12 protein-coding genes are annotated in these 16275 nt (G+C 62.9%); 10 read left to right on the forward strand and 2 right to left on the reverse strand.

Features of this window, described 5'->3' with window-relative positions:
- The first annotated feature begins 148 nt into the window (after nucleotides 1-148).
- On the forward strand, nucleotides 149-1309 hold the full coding sequence (locus tag AC6JA3_RS06920; protein WP_497920023.1) for a flavin-containing monooxygenase: 1161 nt from the start codon (nucleotides 149-151) through the stop codon (nucleotides 1307-1309).
- Here the strand turns inward: AC6JA3_RS06920 and AC6JA3_RS06925 are convergent.
- Nucleotides 1222-2199 (reverse strand): DUF389 domain-containing protein, encoded by a 978-nt coding sequence (locus AC6JA3_RS06925; RefSeq protein WP_347783042.1) that lies wholly within the window; start codon nucleotides 2197-2199, stop codon nucleotides 1222-1224. The genes AC6JA3_RS06920 and AC6JA3_RS06925 overlap by 88 nt on opposite strands.
- A 238-nt stretch (nucleotides 2200-2437) precedes the next feature.
- On the opposite strand from AC6JA3_RS06925, the gene AC6JA3_RS06930 reads away from it, so the two are divergent.
- From AC6JA3_RS06930 to AC6JA3_RS06945, 4 genes are all read left to right on the forward strand, one after another.
- Complete coding sequence (locus AC6JA3_RS06930; protein ID WP_497920625.1) at nucleotides 2438-4495, forward strand: acyltransferase family protein; 2058 nt, start codon at nucleotides 2438-2440, stop codon at nucleotides 4493-4495.
- The gene (locus AC6JA3_RS06935) at nucleotides 4492-6570 is read left to right on the forward strand and encodes an acyltransferase family protein (RefSeq protein WP_497920024.1); all 2079 of its coding nucleotides are present in this window, start codon (nucleotides 4492-4494) and stop codon (nucleotides 6568-6570) included. The genes AC6JA3_RS06930 and AC6JA3_RS06935 overlap by 4 nt, the downstream gene beginning before the upstream one ends.
- Nucleotides 6571-6770: 200 nt before the next feature.
- Nucleotides 6771-8282, forward strand: a complete 1512-nt coding sequence (gene guaB, locus AC6JA3_RS06940; protein WP_026539869.1) for an IMP dehydrogenase — start codon at nucleotides 6771-6773, stop codon at nucleotides 8280-8282.
- A gap of 88 nt (nucleotides 8283-8370) precedes the next feature.
- Entirely contained in the window at nucleotides 8371-10269 is a 1899-nt protein-coding gene (locus tag AC6JA3_RS06945) for an ABC transporter ATP-binding protein (RefSeq protein ID WP_497920025.1), read from the forward strand.
- Here AC6JA3_RS06945 and AC6JA3_RS06950 read toward each other — a convergent pair.
- Entirely contained in the window at nucleotides 10266-10916 is a 651-nt protein-coding gene (locus tag AC6JA3_RS06950; protein WP_497920026.1) for a hypothetical protein, read from the reverse strand. The two genes, AC6JA3_RS06945 and AC6JA3_RS06950, sit on opposite strands and share 4 nt — an antisense overlap.
- A 182-nt stretch (nucleotides 10917-11098) precedes the next feature.
- Between AC6JA3_RS06950 and AC6JA3_RS06955 the strand changes: the two genes are divergently transcribed.
- From AC6JA3_RS06955 to AC6JA3_RS06975, 5 genes are all read left to right on the forward strand, one after another.
- Complete coding sequence (locus tag AC6JA3_RS06955) at nucleotides 11099-12235, forward strand: GuaB3 family IMP dehydrogenase-related protein (protein ID WP_497920027.1); 1137 nt, start codon at nucleotides 11099-11101, stop codon at nucleotides 12233-12235.
- Between the two features lie 167 nt (nucleotides 12236-12402).
- Nucleotides 12403-14157 carry a glycerol-3-phosphate dehydrogenase/oxidase gene (locus tag AC6JA3_RS06960; RefSeq protein ID WP_091549996.1) on the forward strand — a complete coding sequence of 585 codons (1755 nt, stop codon included), beginning with the start codon at nucleotides 12403-12405 and terminating at the stop codon, nucleotides 14155-14157.
- A 48-nt stretch (nucleotides 14158-14205) separates the two neighbouring features.
- Entirely contained in the window at nucleotides 14206-14694 is a 489-nt protein-coding gene (locus tag AC6JA3_RS06965; RefSeq protein WP_026539873.1) for a PTS sugar transporter subunit IIA, read from the forward strand.
- 65 nt (nucleotides 14695-14759) lie between these two features.
- Nucleotides 14760-15674 (forward strand): SURF1 family protein, encoded by a 915-nt coding sequence (locus AC6JA3_RS06970; protein ID WP_497920028.1) that lies wholly within the window; start codon nucleotides 14760-14762, stop codon nucleotides 15672-15674.
- The gene (locus tag AC6JA3_RS06975) at nucleotides 15671-16171 is read left to right on the forward strand and encodes a DUF3817 domain-containing protein (RefSeq protein ID WP_017200326.1); all 501 of its coding nucleotides are present in this window, start codon (nucleotides 15671-15673) and stop codon (nucleotides 16169-16171) included. Before AC6JA3_RS06970 ends, AC6JA3_RS06975 begins: the two co-directional genes overlap by 4 nt.
- Nucleotides 16172-16275: the final 104 nt, after the last annotated feature.

Here is a 16275-nt window from a genome sequence, read left to right on the forward strand (position 1 = left end):
GTGCCGGACGCTCTATCACCTAATGCGCAGAATTACCCATGTCGTTGGGAAGCCAATGGGCCATTCTGCCGACGCGGAGGGAGGCGCTGGGATCGTAGCTTGGCTGTATCAGGACCCCCAAGATCCAAGAACGGAAGGAAGACCAGCCATGGACTCGCAGCAGCAACCAGACCAGACGAACACAGTCCAGCAGCACACCGACTTGGACACCGTGATCGTGGGCGGTGGCCAGGCCGGACTCGCACTCGCGTACTGGTTGGCCAGGGAAGGCCGGAACTTCCTCATAGTGGATCAGAACCCACGGCCAGGAGATGCCTGGCGTCAGCGCTGGGACTCCCTGAAGCTGTTCACACCCGCCAAATATGACGGGCTTCCGGGCTGGCCCTTCCCCGGAGACCGCCTTGCTTTCCCCACAAAAGACCAACTGGCCGATTACCTGGAGGACTATGTCCGCCGCTTTGACCTTCCTTTCGTGGCCGGCGTTCACGTGGAGGAAATCAGGGCTGAGGGTGGAGGTTTCGTTGTCCGGGCGGCCGAGCATACGTGGCGCTCGCACAATGTGGTGATTGCCACCGGCGGACACCGTCTGCCTCAACGGCCTGCGTTCGCAGGAGAGCTGGATCCCGGGGTTCTCCAATTCCATTCACAGGACTACAAGAACCCCGGGCAACTGCGGGACGGAACTGTGCTGGTGGTGGGTCTTGGGAATTCCGGCGCGGAGATCGCCCTGGACGTTGCCGGTTCGCACCACACGGTGCTGGCCGGAAGGCCCAGCGGCGAGATGCCTGTGAAGCACGGCCGCGCAGCAGCCCGTTTTGCCCTGCCGGTGGTCAGGTTCATTGGCGTCCACGTCCTGACGCTCAACACGCCGATCGGGCGAAAGGCTGCCCCGGGGTTCAAGTCCATGGCTGCACCGCTGATCCGGACCAAGACCAAGGATCTGCTGGCCGCCGGGGTTGTGTTGGGCCCGAGGTTGGCAGGGATTTCTGATGGTGTCCCGGTTCTGGATGACGGGACCCGGTTGGAGGCCGCGAACGTCATCTGGTGCACCGGCTATCACGAGGATTACTCATGGGTGAAGCTGCCGGTCTTCGACGATCGTGGCGAGCCATTGCAGACAAGGGGAGCGGCCCACGAGGTTCCCGGCGTCTATTTCATCGGCCAGGAGTTCCTGTTCGCGGCAGCCTCGGCAACGCTGCCTGGAGTATGCCGGGACGCCCGTTACCTGGCCCGCCGATTGGCTATGGAACGTCGTCCGGAGCGGGACGGCCGCCGGGGCAGTGAAACCCGCTTGCCGATGAGCCGGTAGAAAAGCAACACGGCAGCGGCCGCTGAGACGATGCCCACCAGGTTGAGGACCAGTTGCATGGCAGAGCCGGCCGCCTGGCTGTATTCGCCCAGGACCAAGGCCACGGCAACGTACCCTGCGGCGGGCACAGTGGTGACAGAGATGAAGACGCCCACCAGGGCCGAGGACCTGTGGCTGATCATGGACAACATGCCTGCTGCTCCCGCCAATGCGGCCACGATCAGTGAGTACGGACCTGGATGGTAGATGAATTCCACCGCCGAACCTTGCTCCAGTGTGTTGTCCGGGAACAACCCAAGAGGCACGGAGACCCATGCTGCCAAAGCAGCGACCAGCATGGCCAGGGGAAAACCCACGGCCAGGGCAAGCAGTGAGCCGCGTACCAATCGCCACTTCCGCTCCACCAGCCCCACAGCCAACGCGGCGAGGGGCCCGAACTCAGGACCCACCACCATGGCGCCCACAATTGCGATGGTTGAATCGGTCACAATGCCGATGGCTGCCAGCTGGGTCGCAATCACCAGGAACGCCAGGAAACTCCATGTCAGTTTGGAGTCCTCCCCCGTCTGCGTGGACACTTCGTCCCAGATAACGGAGTCGGCCGATTCACCGGGAGCCTCTTCCTCGGCGTGGTCGGCCCGCTCGGACAGAACGAGGTCCGGTGAGGAGATGGAGATCGACCCGAAGTCGGGCACTTTGAGGGCGTGCAGCCGTTCTATCAGTTCTTCCGCGGATTCCCGGGCAATTTGGACAGTCAGCACATCGCCGGGAGGGATCACCGAGGCGCCCTTGAAGACGGCTACCTCCGCAGTTCCGGTCTGGCCGGAGCAGCATTGAAGGACGGCATCGGCCAACTCCTCCGGCACGCAGATGCGCATCTGTACGATCATGGGGTTCCTTCCGTCGACCCGGCTCCAGCGTAGTTGCGTCCGGTTCCCTTTCCAGCCATTCAGGCACAGGCCACGCACACGCCACGCACAGGATGGAAAGGGAAAATGCAGAGCGGGATCGGTCCTGATTGACCTATGAAGACCGGTCCCGGGAAGGGTCCCGACTGGGTTGGGGCCGCCAACCCGCGTATGATTGATGCTTTGTGCCACAGCTTTTGAGGAACTGCCTAACGTGACTATGCCAACGCTCCCAGCACCTGCCCGCGCCGGCAGGCGGCCTTCCGGACCCGTTGCAAAGTCGAAATTCCGCCCTGAGATCCAAGGTCTGAGGTCGCTCGCCGTCCTGATGGTTGTCAGTTACCACATCTGGATCGGCCGGGTTTCCGGAGGCGTGGATGTCTTCCTCCTGATCTCTGCCTTCCTCATGACGCTGCAGTTCACCGGCCGTTTTAAACAGGGCCGCCCCATGGACCTTGTGCGGCACTGGCTGCACCTGTTCCGGCGGCTGCTTCCCGCCGTCGTGGTGGTACTCCTTGCTACGCTGGCGGCGACGTTCGCCTTCCTTCCGCCCACACGCTGGGTGGAGGTGGTCCACCAGGCGTGGGCATCGCTCTTCTATTTCGAGAACTGGCTCCTTCAGGGCCTGGCCGTCAACTACTACGCAACCGACCACAGCCTGGCCAGCCCGCTGCAGCACTTCTGGTCCCTTTCCATCCAGGGCCAGGTGTTCATTCTGTGGCCTGTCATTTTTGCCACCGTCGCAGTTCTTTGCCGCCGGTTCAGCCTCAGGTACAGGGCCACGCTCGCCTACGTTTTTGCGGTCATCTTTGCTCTTTCCTTGACGTACTCCGTCATCTTCACGGCCACCAACCAGGCAGTGGCGTACTTCGATACCTTTGCGCGCCTCTGGGAGTTCGCCCTGGGCACGTTGCTGGCGCTGGTTCTCCCGGGTTTGAACTTCGCCAAGCCAGTGCGCGTGGTCATGGGATGGGTTGGCGTCGCGGCCATGCTCAGCTGCGGTGTCCTGCTTCAGGTGCAGACGGCATTTCCCGGATTCGTTGCGTTGTGGCCTACGCTGGCCGCGGTTGCCGTGATTGCTGCGGGCCAGAGCGGGAGCCGTTTGGGCGTGGACAGGATCCTCAGTTCAAAGTTCCTGGTCCGGCTCGGTGACAATTCCTACGCCCTGTACCTGTGGCACTGGCCCATCCTGGTGATCGCCCTGGCCTGGAGTGGCAAGGACCATGCCGGCTGGCTCTCGGGAACAGTGATCATTGCTTTGTCCCTGGTCCTGGCGTTCCTGACCACCAAGTACGTGGAGAAGCCGTTCCGGGAATGGAAATGGCCTGAGGTCAAGCGCCGCCGTTCGGTCATCGCGATTGCAGCGTGCCTGGCCGTGGCGTGCGCACCACTGCTGGGATTCCAATACAAGCAGGACCTGGACCTCAAAGCCGCCCAGGCGCAGGCATTCAATGACAACCCCGGCGCCCACGCGCTGGTTCCCGGTTACGTGGACCTGGTCAGCGATGGCGCCAAGACACTGCCTACCGCTGAGCAGCTTCCGGAAGACTGGGCAACGTTGTCCGGCCCGTGCGAGGGCGATGCCAAGCCCGGGGACAAGCAATTGCAGGACAAGTGCCAGCAGAACGATGTGGGGGAGGACGCTGACCGGGAGATCCTGGTGTTGGGCGACTCCCATTCCCAGCAGTGGCTTGCTGCACTTGCTCCGCTGGCGGAGGCGGAGCACTGGAAGGTGACTGCGCTGTTGCTGGGCGGATGCCACTTCATGCCGGAGAACCCGGACGCCGACGCCGGTTGCAATGACTTCAATGTTGCCGCTTTCCGGTACGCGGCGGAAAAGTCTCCGGACACAGTTTTCATGGTGGGAACCATGGCGTCCCCGTCCTCGCCGGATGAGCAGTTGATCTACGGCTTTGACCAGACCGTGACCAACTTCAACGATTTGGGCATTGAGGTGGTGGCCATCCGCGACAACCCCCGTTACGACTACAACGTCACCGAGTGTGCCTTGTCCAAGGGCGTGGACAGTGCCGACTGCAAGTCCGACCAGCCAGAGGTCCTTGCCGCTGAAAGCCCCTTCGCGGCAGTGCAGGGAACATTCGGCAACGCGGCCTTCCTGGACATGTCCGACCTCCTCTGCGACGGCATCACTTGCCCCAGCGTGGTGGGAAACGTGTTCGTGTATCTGGACGACAACCACCTGTCCAGGACATACGTCACCAGCATGGCTGAAATGTTTGAGGAAAGGTGGTTTGCCGCTACGGGGTGGCAGCGATGATGGACACGCCAACAGCGGCGGCACCCGCCGGGAAGAAACGCACGACGCCGAAACCCGGCTTCCGTCCGGAAGTCCAGGGCCTGCGCGCCCTGGCTGTGGTGATGGTGGCGGCCTACCATATCTGGCTTGGCAGGGTTTCCGGCGGAGTGGATGTTTTCCTGCTCATCTCGGCTTTCCTGCTGACACTGTCCTTCACCCGCAAACTCGAGAACGGGAAGCCATTGAGGCTCCTGCAGCATTGGCTGCACGTCTTCAAGCGGCTGCTGCCCGCCGTCGTCGTGGTTTTGTTGGGAGTCCTGACCGCCACGTGGGCCTTCATTCCGCAAAGCCGCTGGTCGGATGTCCTTGCCGAGGCGTGGGCTTCGCTGCTGTACCGGCAGAACTGGCAGCTGGCTGACACAGCCGTTGACTACTACGCACAGGACCATTCAGGGGCGAGTCCGCTCCAGCACTTCTGGTCCCTGTCCGTCCAAGGACAGGTCTTTATCCTGTGGCCGCTGGTCTTCGCCGGTGTTGCGTTGCTGCAGCCGCAGCTGGCCAAGCTATTCCCCGCCCGGAAGGCCGTTGCCCATAGAACCCTCCTCTTTTGGGTGTTCGGGGTCATCTTCGCTGCGTCCCTGGTGTTCTCGATCGAGGAAACCACCAACAACCAGGCGGTAGCGTACTTTGATACCCGTGCCCGCCTGTGGGAATTCGCCCTTGGTTCGATGCTTGCCCTTGCTCTTCCCTACCTCAAGCCCGGACGACGACTCCGCGTTTTCCTTGGCTGGGCAGGAATCACAGCGATGCTGGCCTGCGGACTGGTCCTTACCGTTGACCGTTCATTCCCTGGTTTCATTGCGCTTTGGCCTACCCTGGCAGCAGCAGCGGTGATCATTGCCGGACAGAGCGGGAGCCGTTTCGGCGTGGACCGGATCCTCAGCTCACGTCCGCTGGTTGTGGTGGGGGACAACTCCTATGCCCTTTACCTGTGGCACTGGCCGGTCCTGGTGTTCTTCCTCCTTGTTTCCGGCACCACGTCGCCGAACCTCCTTCAGGGGTTGGGGATCATGGCCGCGTCCATGGTGCTCGCCCTCGCGACCACCAAGTACGTCGAAGTTCCCCTGCGCCGCTGGGAGTGGCCTGACGTCCGGTCCTGGCGTGCCGCCGTCGTCATTGCCGCCTGCGGTGCGTTGCTGGCGCTGCCCGTCACCGCCTGGCAGGGGGCCATCGCCTCCGAAAGTGCCGCGATCGCCGGCCAGCCCAAGGAACTGACCCCAGGCGCGGCCGCGCTGTCTCCGGAGTTCGTCGGCGAACCCACCCAGGAGGCGATGATCATCCCGGCGCCGGCTGCGATGAAGGACGAATGGGCTGACATTGACGGGCTGTGCACGGGGGACAACGTCCCCTCGGATCCCTTGCTGGAGGGATGCCTGCAAAACGACGAACCCGAGGAAGTTACCAAGGAGATCGTGGTGCTTGGCGACTCGCACGCCCAGCAGTACATGGCTGCGCTGGGGCCGATCGCCAAACAGCACGGATGGGAAGTAGTGACGCTGTTGAAGGGCAGTTGCCGCTTTGGCGCGGAATCTCCCGAACGGACCGCCGAATGCAACGAGTTCAACAAGGCGAGTGCTGCCTACGTCATGGAACACCGGCCCGATGCTGTGTTCACTGTGGCCTCGCTGACCCATGCCACGGCACCTTTCGAGACTGAAGTCCCTGGCTACCTCGAAGGGATCCAACCCTTCACCGATGCCGGAATTGACGTTGTGGGCGTCCGCGACAACCCCCGGTTCAGCATCAACATGCCCGAGTGCGTGCAGAAGAAGGGCCCGGATTCCCCTGACTGCAATGCCCCGCTTGAGGAGTCCCTGGCCGCGTCCTCGCCCCTGGACGACTACGTGGGCAAAGTGGACCGGCTCTTCCTGATGGATATGAGCGACTTCATCTGCGAGCAAGGCACCTGCCCGGCAGTGGTGGGCAATGTCTACGTCTACAAAGATGACAACCATCTGACCAAAACCTACGTGCAAAGCATGATCCCCATGTTCGAGCAGCGGCTCCTGGCTGCCACGGGGTGGTCCGGCGGCTAAGTCCAGTGCCGTTGCTCACACTGGGCCTTCGCGGAATATGGCGATCGGCGCGAAGGTTCTAGTATTTATCCAATACCTTCTGCACACGCAATTTCCGCACAGGTACCTTATGCACAGGCCAGTCCCGTAATGACGGGCTGGTCATCAGTTGCAACCCCTACCAGTTAAGCCCCCGGAACCCAGGTAAGAGGCGCACACTCATGACCCAGCCCGAACACGATCCCTTTGGCTTTGTTGGCCTGACGTACGACGACGTCCTGTTGCTCCCGGGCCACACCGACGTCATCCCGTCCGACGCCGACACCTCCTCCCGGATCTCCAAGCGAATTTCCGTCCAGACGCCGCTGTTGTCCGCAGCGATGGACACGGTGACCGAGTCCCGCATGGCCATCGCCATGGCCCGCCAGGGCGGTTTGGGCGTGGTTCACCGCAACCTGTCCATCGATGACCAGGCCGAGCACGTGGACCGCGTCAAGCGCAGCGAATCGGGGATGATCACCAACCCGCTGACCATCGGACCGCAGGCCACGTTGCAGGAATTGGATGAACTCTGCTCCCGCTACCGTGTTTCGGGCCTCCCCGTGGTGGACACCGACGGGCGCCTGCTGGGCATCGTGACCAACCGCGACACCCGCTTCATTCCGGAATCGGAATTCCCGCTCCGCAGCGTCAGCGACGCCATGACCAAGATGCCCCTCATCACCGGGCACGTGGGCATCAGCCGTGAGGAAGCCTCGCACAAGCTCGCCACCAACAAGATCGAAAAGCTCCCCCTGGTTGACGAGCAGGGCCGCCTGAAGGGCCTCATCACCACCAAGGACTTCACCAAGGCAGAGCAGTATCCGCTGGCCACCAAGGACGACGAAGGCCGCCTCCGCGTGGGCGCAGCAATCGGCTTCTTCGGCGACGGCTGGGAGCGCGCCATGAAGCTGATCGACGCCGGCGTGGATGCGCTGTTCGTTGACACGGCCAACGGCCACTCACAAGGCGTGCTGGACATGATCCGCCGGCTGAAGTCCGATCCGATTGCTGCCCACGTGGACATCATCGGCGGACAGGCCGCCACCCGTGAGGGTGCCCAGGCACTTATCGACGCCGGTGCCGACGGCATCAAGGTGGGCGTGGGCCCGGGCTCCATCTGCACCACCCGCGTGGTGGCCGGAGTCGGTGTCCCGCAGATCACCGCGATCTACGAGTCCGCCAAGGCTGCGATCCCTGCCGGCGTTCCGCTGATCGCCGACGGCGGCCTCCAGTACTCGGGCGACATCGGCAAGGCGCTGGTTGCCGGCGCCGATACCGTCATGCTCGGATCCCTCCTGGCCGGCTGTGAAGAGTCCCCGGGCGAGCTCATCTTCGTCAACGGCAAGCAGTTCAAGAGCTACCGCGGCATGGGCTCCCTGGGCGCCATGCAGTCCCGCGGCAAGAACACGTCCTACTCCAAGGACCGCTACTTCCAGGCCGACGTCTCCGGTGACGACAAGCTCATCCCGGAGGGCATCGAAGGCCGTGTGGCTTTCCGGGGCCCGTTGGCTTCGGTGGCTTACCAGCTGGTGGGCGGACTCCGCCAGACCATGTTCTACACCGGTGCCCCCACCATTCCCGAGCTCAAGGCCCGCGGCAAGTTCGTCCGCATCACCCCGGCCGGCCTGAAGGAATCGCACCCGCACGACATCCAAATGACGGTGGAAGCCCCCAACTACGGCTCCCGCTAAACAGATACTGTTCCCCGCGGAATTTCCGCGGGGAACAGTTGTTTAACCCAGAAGCATCAATGTCGGCGCACGGGAATAGGCTGGGCACATGTCAGAGAAGCCCGCGCAACCGCGGCACCCGGAGTCACTTCGGGTGACCCCTGTCCAACCCGGCAAGCCGCCGCCGCGCAAGCTGGCGTTGCGGCCGTACGCACGCGCTGTTGGGCAGGTCCTGAAGGTGAGCTTCAAAGCCTCACCGGTGGCGGTCATCATGAAAGTCCTCGGTTCGGTCATTTCGGCCACCCTGCCGCTGGTGACCACCTACTTCGCCGCATTGACCACTACCGCCTTGGCGGCCGGTTACGCGGGGGATCCCGACGCCGGTCCGCAGGCAATCCTGTACGTCATCATCACCGCTGCGCTGGGGTTGTTCTGGGGTGCCTTCAGCAGCGTGGACCGCTACATCCAGCAGCTCATGAGCTTCAAAGTCGGCGCGATCGTGGGCGACATGATGTACCAGCGATTCCTGGCCCTTGAATTCTGGCGCTATGACGACAAAGAGACGGTGGACCTCTACGACCGTGCCAAGCGGTTCTCCGACTCCTATGCCCGCGTCCTGGACCGGATAGCGGCCATCTTCACCCAGCTCGTCTCGGTGATCCTCGCCATCGGTGCGTTGTTGTTGGTGAGCTGGTGGATCGCCGTGATCGTCCTGGTCGCGATCGTTCCCAGCGTCTACCTCCAGTTCAAGCTCTCCCGTGAACAGATCGCCCACTGGAACACCCAGGTTGATTCCCGGCGCCAACGGCGGATGATCGAGCAGAACCTCCTGCGACCCCAGCACATCGCCGAGATGCGGCTGTACGGCATCGTTGGATATCTGATGGACCTTCGCTCCCGGTTGAGGGACGCCGATGAGCGCAGGCGCCTGGACTTCCAAAAACGGTACATTCCCAAACAGCTCGCGGCCGATGCCCTCCAGTATGGTGCCGAGGTGGTGTCGCTGATCTGGGTGGTCGGGCAGATTATCGCCAGGGCCCAGCCCGTTGGCCAGTTCCTTTATGTCCAACAGATCGTCAGCCGCGCACTGTCCACGGCCAACAACCTGGTGTCCTCGCTCAGCTCCATTGACGAAGATCTGGCCAACCTCAAGGACTACGAGTTGTTCATGGCCTTGCCGGTACCCAGCGGGCACGAACCACCGCTTGCATCCTCGCCCTCCATCGTGGAAATGCGGGACATCCGGTTCAGTTACACGGGCAGTGAGATCGAGGTCATCAAGGGCATTTCGATGACCATCAGGGCGGGCCAGCACATCGCAATCGTGGGGGAGAACGGCGCCGGCAAGTCCACGCTGATCCGGATCCTGGCCGGTTTGTACAAGCCTGATTCCGGACAGGTCCTGTTGGACGGCAAGGACCTGGCCGGGATTGATGTGACCAGTTGGCACCGGCACCTGGCGGTCCTGAGCCAGGAATTCCTGAAGTACGAATTCGCCACCGCGGCCGAAAACATCTACCTGGGGGACGTGGACCTGCCCCGCGACGACCTTCGTATCCGCAGGGCCGCTTCAGACGCCGAGGCCATGGAGTTCATCAACAAACTGCCCAATGGACTGGAGAACCACGTCAGCAACTGGATGGAGGATCCGCGCGGGCGCAAGGGAAGTGGGCTCTCAGGCGGGCAATGGCAGCGGCTGGCGATGGCCCGTAACTTCTATCGTGACGCCTCGTTCATGGTGATGGATGAGCCCACCTCTGCCATTGATGCCCTGGCCGAACACCGGATCTTCACAAGGCTTTTTGCTGACCGCAGCAGCACCATCATCGCCATCAGCCACCGCCTCGCCACCATTGAAAAGGCGGACATCGTCTACATGCTCGAAGACGGGCGCATCGCCGAGCAGGGCACCCATAAGGAACTGGTTGCGCTTCGTGGCCGGTACTTCCGGATGTTCGAATCCCAGCTATCAGTGGATGAGACCAGCCGGACGGCTCCTGAGACCTAAAGAGGTCCGTATCCTGCATCGCCGTAAGGATCACGCCACGTAGCGAGGTCCTGTTCCAGCAGCGCCCGGAAATGGGGATCGGCTGCAGCTTTGCGGCGAAGCGACTCCCTCGAACGGCCCGCGATGGTGGCCGGGACGATGATTGCCGCCACAAGGAGGCACACCATGAACGTAATAACCGCAGCCAGCGTCAGCAACGCGGCAGGATCCTGCCAAGTGGACGGTTTGGCCGTGAAGGCGAACAGGCCGATGAAAACGACCAGGACGAACCCTGCGAATGACAACGCGCCACGCAAGTTCCCGGGCCCACGATTGACGATCAACCGGCCAGTTCGCGGCAACCGGTCGCGCACCCGTGCGTAGAAGACGGAGCAGAGTACGCTGATTGCCGCTCCGGGGAGGCCGAAGGAAGGAACCGGCACCAGCGTGCCCAGCCGGATGGCGAGGATGACGCCCAGGAGGATGAGGACTGCCCCCATGCCAATGCCGGCGGCCCAGGCGCCCATGTAGGAACCTCTCGCATCAGCGATCTCCCGAAGCCGGGAGCGCGCACCGGCAGGCGTTATCGCGGCGAGTTCGGTCGATAGCCAATAGTCCAGGGGCAGGGCGGCGTGGGGGAGAGGCGCTGGGCCTGTCTGGTAGCTCACGCGGGATACTGCTCCCGGGCTGCGCGGAGTTTTCCGGTCAGCAATCCCGGTGGCTCAATGCCGGCTCGGTAGAATCCAGGCGTCATGGGTCCCCCTTCAATGATGTGCTTGGCACACTTTATGAAGTTTTTACTTTATTTGCCGAATCGGGGTTCCGGGAGGGGTCCAGTAAAGTAAGAGCCGTGACTTATGAGATAGAGATTGGCCGAGGCAAGCGTGGGCGTCGTGCCTACTCCCTGGATGACATCGCAATCGTCCCGAACCGCCGTACGCGTGACCCGAAGGACGTCTCTGTCTCCTGGCAGATCGACGCCTACAAGTTTGACACCCCAGTGATCGCTGCTCCCATGGACTCCGTGATGTCCCCGGACACGGCAATCGCTTTCGGCCGCCTCGGCGGCCTTGGCGTCCTGGACCTGGAAGGCCTTTGGACCCGATACGAGGACCCGCAGAAGGTGCTCGACGAGATCGCCGGCCTTGCCGACGAAACCAGCAGCCCCGCCGTTACCCGCCGCATGCAGGACCTTTACAAGGCACCCGTCCAGCCGGAACTCATCAGTTCCCGCCTGGCCGAAATCCGTGCCGCCGGCGTCACTGTAGCCGGCTCCCTGACCCCGCAGCGCACCCAGGAACACTACAAGACCGTGGTGGCTGCCGGCGTCGACATCTTCGTTATCCGTGGAACCACGGTTTCAGCTGAGCATGTCTCGAAGAATCACGAACCCCTGAACCTCAAGCAGTTCATCTACGAACTCGACGTCCCCGTGATCGTTGGCGGTGCGGCCGGCTACACCCCGGCGCTGCACCTCATGCGCACCGGCGCGGCCGGAGTCCTGGTGGGCTTCGGCGGCGGCGCTACCACCACCACCCGCCGGGCCCTGGGCATCCATTCGCCCATGGCATCCGCCATCTCCGACGTCGCTGCGGCCCGCCGCGACTACATGGACGAGTCCGGCGGCCGTTACGTCCACGTCATTGCCGACGGCGGCATGGGAAGCTCCGGTGACATCGTCAAGGCCATCGCCATGGGGGCCGACGCCGTCATGCTCGGCAGTGCCCTTGCACGTGCGGAAGAAGCACCCGGCCGCGGCTGGCACTGGGGTCCGGAAGCCCACCACCTCGAATCCCCCCGCGGTGACCGCGTCAACGTCGGAACCGTCGGTCCGTTGGAAGAGGTCCTGTTCGGCCCCGGCCACCACACCGATGGCACGTCCAACCTGATCGGTGCGCTGCGGCGTTCCATGGCAACCACCGGCTACTCGGACCTCAAGGAGTTCCAGAGGGTCGACGTCGTTGTCTCGCCTTACGAGGGCAACTGATAACCAAGCGCTGAAAGCCCCTGTTGACTGCCGATTCCGGTCGGAGCCAACAGGGGCTTTCTTGGTTGTCCGGGATTCTGCCTTCCTGGCCGGCATTGCCCTGCCCAAGGCGGCGGGCAGCAAGTAGGGTAGGGGATTACCAGCTGTTGCGTTTGAGGAGGGGTCCGATGAGCAATGCCGCAGGCGGTCCACAGGCGGGTTCTCCGGGAGCGCTGAGCCCGGAATCCCGTGCCGCATCGATCGAAGTCCTGAAATCCACTGCCGAGGCCGGCAAGGAGCTGGACATCCTCATCGTTGGTGGGGGCGTGGTGGGAGCCGGGGCTGCCCTGGATGCCGTGACGCGTGGGCTTACCGTGGGTATCGTGGAGGCCAGGGACTGGGCGTCGGGTACTTCCTCCCGGTCTTCCAAGCTCATCCACGGAGGCCTCCGATACCTTGAAATGCTTGATTTCGGCCTGGTCCAGGAAGCCCTCCAGGAAAGGGGACTGCTGATTCAGCAGATCGCACCCCACCTGGTGCGCCCAGTGCCCTTCCTATACCCGCTGACGAGAAGGTTCTGGGAGCGTCCCTACGTCGGTGCGGGCATCATGCTTTACGACACCCTGGGGCTGACCTCCGGGCACAGCCGCGGCGTTCCCATGCACAAGCACCTCTTCAAGCGCGGAACCCTGCGCGCTGCCCCCAGTTTGAAGGACGACGCGTTCGTGGGTTCCATCCGCTATTACGACGCACAGGTGGACGATGCCCGCCTGGTAGTGAACGTGGTCCGGACCGCGGCCCACTACGGAGCCCATGCCGCCAACCGGCTGCGCGTGGTGGACTTCCTTCGCGAGGGCGAACGCGTAGTGGGAGCCAGGCTCGAGAACCAGGAAGACGGCAGCGTTTTTGACGTCAGGGCAAAGCAAGTGGTCAACGCCACCGGAGTCTGGACCGATGAAACACAGGCCATGGTCACCGACCGGGGCCAACTCAAAGTCCGTGCCTCCAAGGGCATCCACCTGGTGGTGCCCCGCGACCGTTTCCAATCCACGGTTGGCTTGATCCTGCGCACGGAGAAATCCGTTCTCTTCGTCATCCCATGGGGCCGCCACTGGATCATTGGCACCACGGATACGGACTGGAAACTGGACAAGGCCCATCCGGCGGCCTCCAGCAAGGACATCGACTACGTCCTGGAGCATGTCAACAAAGTCCTCAAGCGCCCGTTGACCCGTGAAGACGTTGAAGGCGTCTACGCCGGCCTGCGGCCATTGCTTGCCGGGGAGAACGACTCCACTGCCAAACTCTCGCGTGAGCACGTGGTTGCCCATCCCGTGCCCGGGCTCGTAGTGGTGGCCGGCGGCAAGTACACCACCTACCGCATCATGGCCAAAGACGCCGTGGACGAGGCAACAAGGGCCATGGACGAGCGGGTTCCCCCGAGCTGCACGGACACCATCCCCTTGCTGGGAGCGGAAGGCTTCAAAGCCGCCTGGAACCGGCGGGGGCGTTCGGCCGAGGAAGCCGGTGTCCACGTTGCCCGGGTTGAACACCTGCTGAACCGGTACGGATCCATGACGCCGGAGGTACTTGAACTGATCTCCGCACGCCCTGAACTGGGGGAGCCCCTGCCCGGTGCCGATGACTACCTCGCCGCCGAGGTCGTCTACGCAACAACGCACGAGGGCGCCCGTCATGTCCACGACGTTTTGACGCGACGAACACGGATCTCGATCGAATCGTGGGACCGGGGTGTGGCAGCGGTCCCTGTAGTAGCTAAGCTGATGGGAGAAATCCTTGGCTGGAGCGAGAATCAGCGCGAAAGCGAGATCAAGCACTACCTGGCACGCGTGGACGCTGAACGGCTCAGCCAGCAGCAACCCGACGACGAATCGGCCGATGCCGCGCGCATGGGAGTGGATGACATCGTGCCCCTTCGCTGACCAGCTCAGGAAAATGGGGCCGGAAGGCCACACTGGAGGGAACACGACTTGGCAGAACCACTTGACCGGTATGACGCGGAACTGACCACCCCGGACACCGTCATCCTTGAACTCGTCGCAGAGGACAAGATCGACGCCGCTGCCCAGCTGGCCCATAAGCTCCACGCTGCCGGCAGGATCACCAACCTCGAAGGCTTCCTGGAACAGGTGCACTCACGCGAGCACCAACTGGCCACAGGACTTCCCGGCGGAATCGGGCTTCCGCATGCCCGAAGCGAATTCGTGGACAGGATCTCCATCGCAGTGGGTGTGACCAAGTTCGGCCACGCCCTGGACTTCGGGGCAACTGACGGTCCGGCGACGTTGATCCTCCTTATCGCCACCCCTGCCAGCTCGTTCTCCGACCACCTGGAAGTTCTGGCCACGCTGGCGCGATCCTTGTCCAAGGAATCCTTTCGCGAGTCACTCCGGCGCGCCCACGATCCTGAGGTCATCTCCGAGCTCATCAACTCCAGCCTGGTGTTCTTCGACCACTAGAGATTGGGGCAGGCCTAAAACACCTCGTTTCGTTGTTCTACAGCCGGACGAAGTACGGTTAAGGGGTGTTGAAAACCGCGTTGAAACCCCGCTGGATCGCAGGACTGGTCTTTGCGCTTCTGCTGTCCGGGGTGTTTGTGCTGCTCAGCCAGTGGCAGCTCAGCCGGTCCGCCCAGCACGAGCCCCCGGCGCCGTCCAGTGTTGAAGAAGTCAAACCGCTGGTGGACGTCCTTAAACCCGGGCAGTTCTTTCCCGGTTCCGTTTCGGACCAGATGGTCACGGCTACGGGAACCTACGATCCCGCCAAACAGGTTCTTGTGGAGGGTCGCCTTTACAACAACCAAAAGGGCTTCTGGATCGTCTCGGCCTTCGCCGTCAACAACGCTCCGGCCCTGAGCGGTGTTGCGGCCTCACCCCAAACGTGGATTCCTGTGGCCCGCGGCTGGGTAGCCGACGCCGCCCAAGCCGGCCCGCCGCCGTCTGGCATCATCACGGTGACCGGCCGCCTCATTCCCTCTGAAGCTCCCGTTCCAAACGTCGACGCCGGTCCAGGCCGTGCGTCAGCAGTCTCTTCCGCCGAGCTCATCAACATCTGGGAAGTGTCCAGCTACCCGGGGTTCGTCGCAGCGACGTCGGAAGTGTCGGGCGGAGTCACCCTGCCGCTCGGCGACGACGTAAAGGCCCTCAACATCCCGCCTCAGCCGCCTGCGGAGAAGGTCAACTGGTTGAACCTTTTCTACGCCGTGGAATGGGTTGTCTTCGCTGGGTTCTCCCTCTTCATCTGGTGGCGCCTGGTCAAGGACGACTACCGTCGCGACCTCGAAGAGGACGAGGACTACGAGGACTACGAGGATGAAGAAGGCGGAGACGGCGACGGCCACGAAGAATTCGACGACGAACGCGTCTCCTATCCCTCGGAGCGTCCCGGGGCCACCACAGAACCTACAAGCCCAGAGCCAGAACAAAAGGTGCAGCAATGATTGAGCCAAAACCGGCCATCCAGCCCGAACAATCCGGACCCAAGCCCAAGAAGCGGCGGTTTGGCGGAACGGAAGCCCAGATCCGTTCGGCGCTGAAGTTCTACAAAGTCATGGCCTACCTCACCGGTGCCATGCTGCTCCTGCTGTGCGCCGAACTCATCGCCCGTTACGGGTTTGGAGTTTCGCTGTTCGCAGGCGGCACCAACGCCGTGACGGGTCAGCCCTTTGGCTTTGGCTTCGCCGAATCCGAGCCCAAGGGAGTGATTGGCGGATTCAACATCTCCACCTCGGTGTTGATCGTGCACGGTTGGATGTACGTGGTCTACCTGGTCTCCAACTTCCGCTTGTGGTCGCTCATGCGCTGGCCGTTCTCCAAGATGGTCCTGCTGGCCCTGGGCGGTGTGATTCCGTTGCTGTCCTTCATTGTGGAGAAGAAGTTCCACGCCCAGGTGGAAGCTGAACTGGCCGCCAACCCCCAGGCATCCAAGCGGTACTAGGACACCGCCGGCCCCACGCGCAGCAATGCATGTGAGATGCCTTACGGCAAGGGGCGTTTTGGCCCCTTGCAGGCTTCGCGGACGTGCACCGGGACGGCCCGGCA

The organism is Arthrobacter sp. TmtSoilC79, assembly GCF_059739405.1.

Coding starts and splice junctions, on each gene's coding strand:
- AC6JA3_RS06920 (WP_497920023.1), top strand. CDS start 149: ATGGACTCGCAGCAGCAACCAGACCAGACGAACACAGTCCAGCAGCAC.
- AC6JA3_RS06925 (WP_347783042.1), bottom strand. CDS start 2,199: ATGATCGTACAGATGCGCATCTGCGTGCCGGAGGAGTTGGCCGATGCC.
- AC6JA3_RS06930 (WP_497920625.1), top strand. CDS start 2,438: ATGCCAACGCTCCCAGCACCTGCCCGCGCCGGCAGGCGGCCTTCCGGA.
- AC6JA3_RS06935 (WP_497920024.1), top strand. CDS start 4,492: ATGATGGACACGCCAACAGCGGCGGCACCCGCCGGGAAGAAACGCACG.
- guaB (WP_026539869.1), top strand. CDS start 6,771: ATGACCCAGCCCGAACACGATCCCTTTGGCTTTGTTGGCCTGACGTAC.
- AC6JA3_RS06945 (WP_497920025.1), top strand. CDS start 8,371: ATGTCAGAGAAGCCCGCGCAACCGCGGCACCCGGAGTCACTTCGGGTG.
- AC6JA3_RS06960 (WP_091549996.1), top strand. CDS start 12,403: ATGAGCAATGCCGCAGGCGGTCCACAGGCGGGTTCTCCGGGAGCGCTG.
- AC6JA3_RS06975 (WP_017200326.1), top strand. CDS start 15,671: ATGATTGAGCCAAAACCGGCCATCCAGCCCGAACAATCCGGACCCAAG.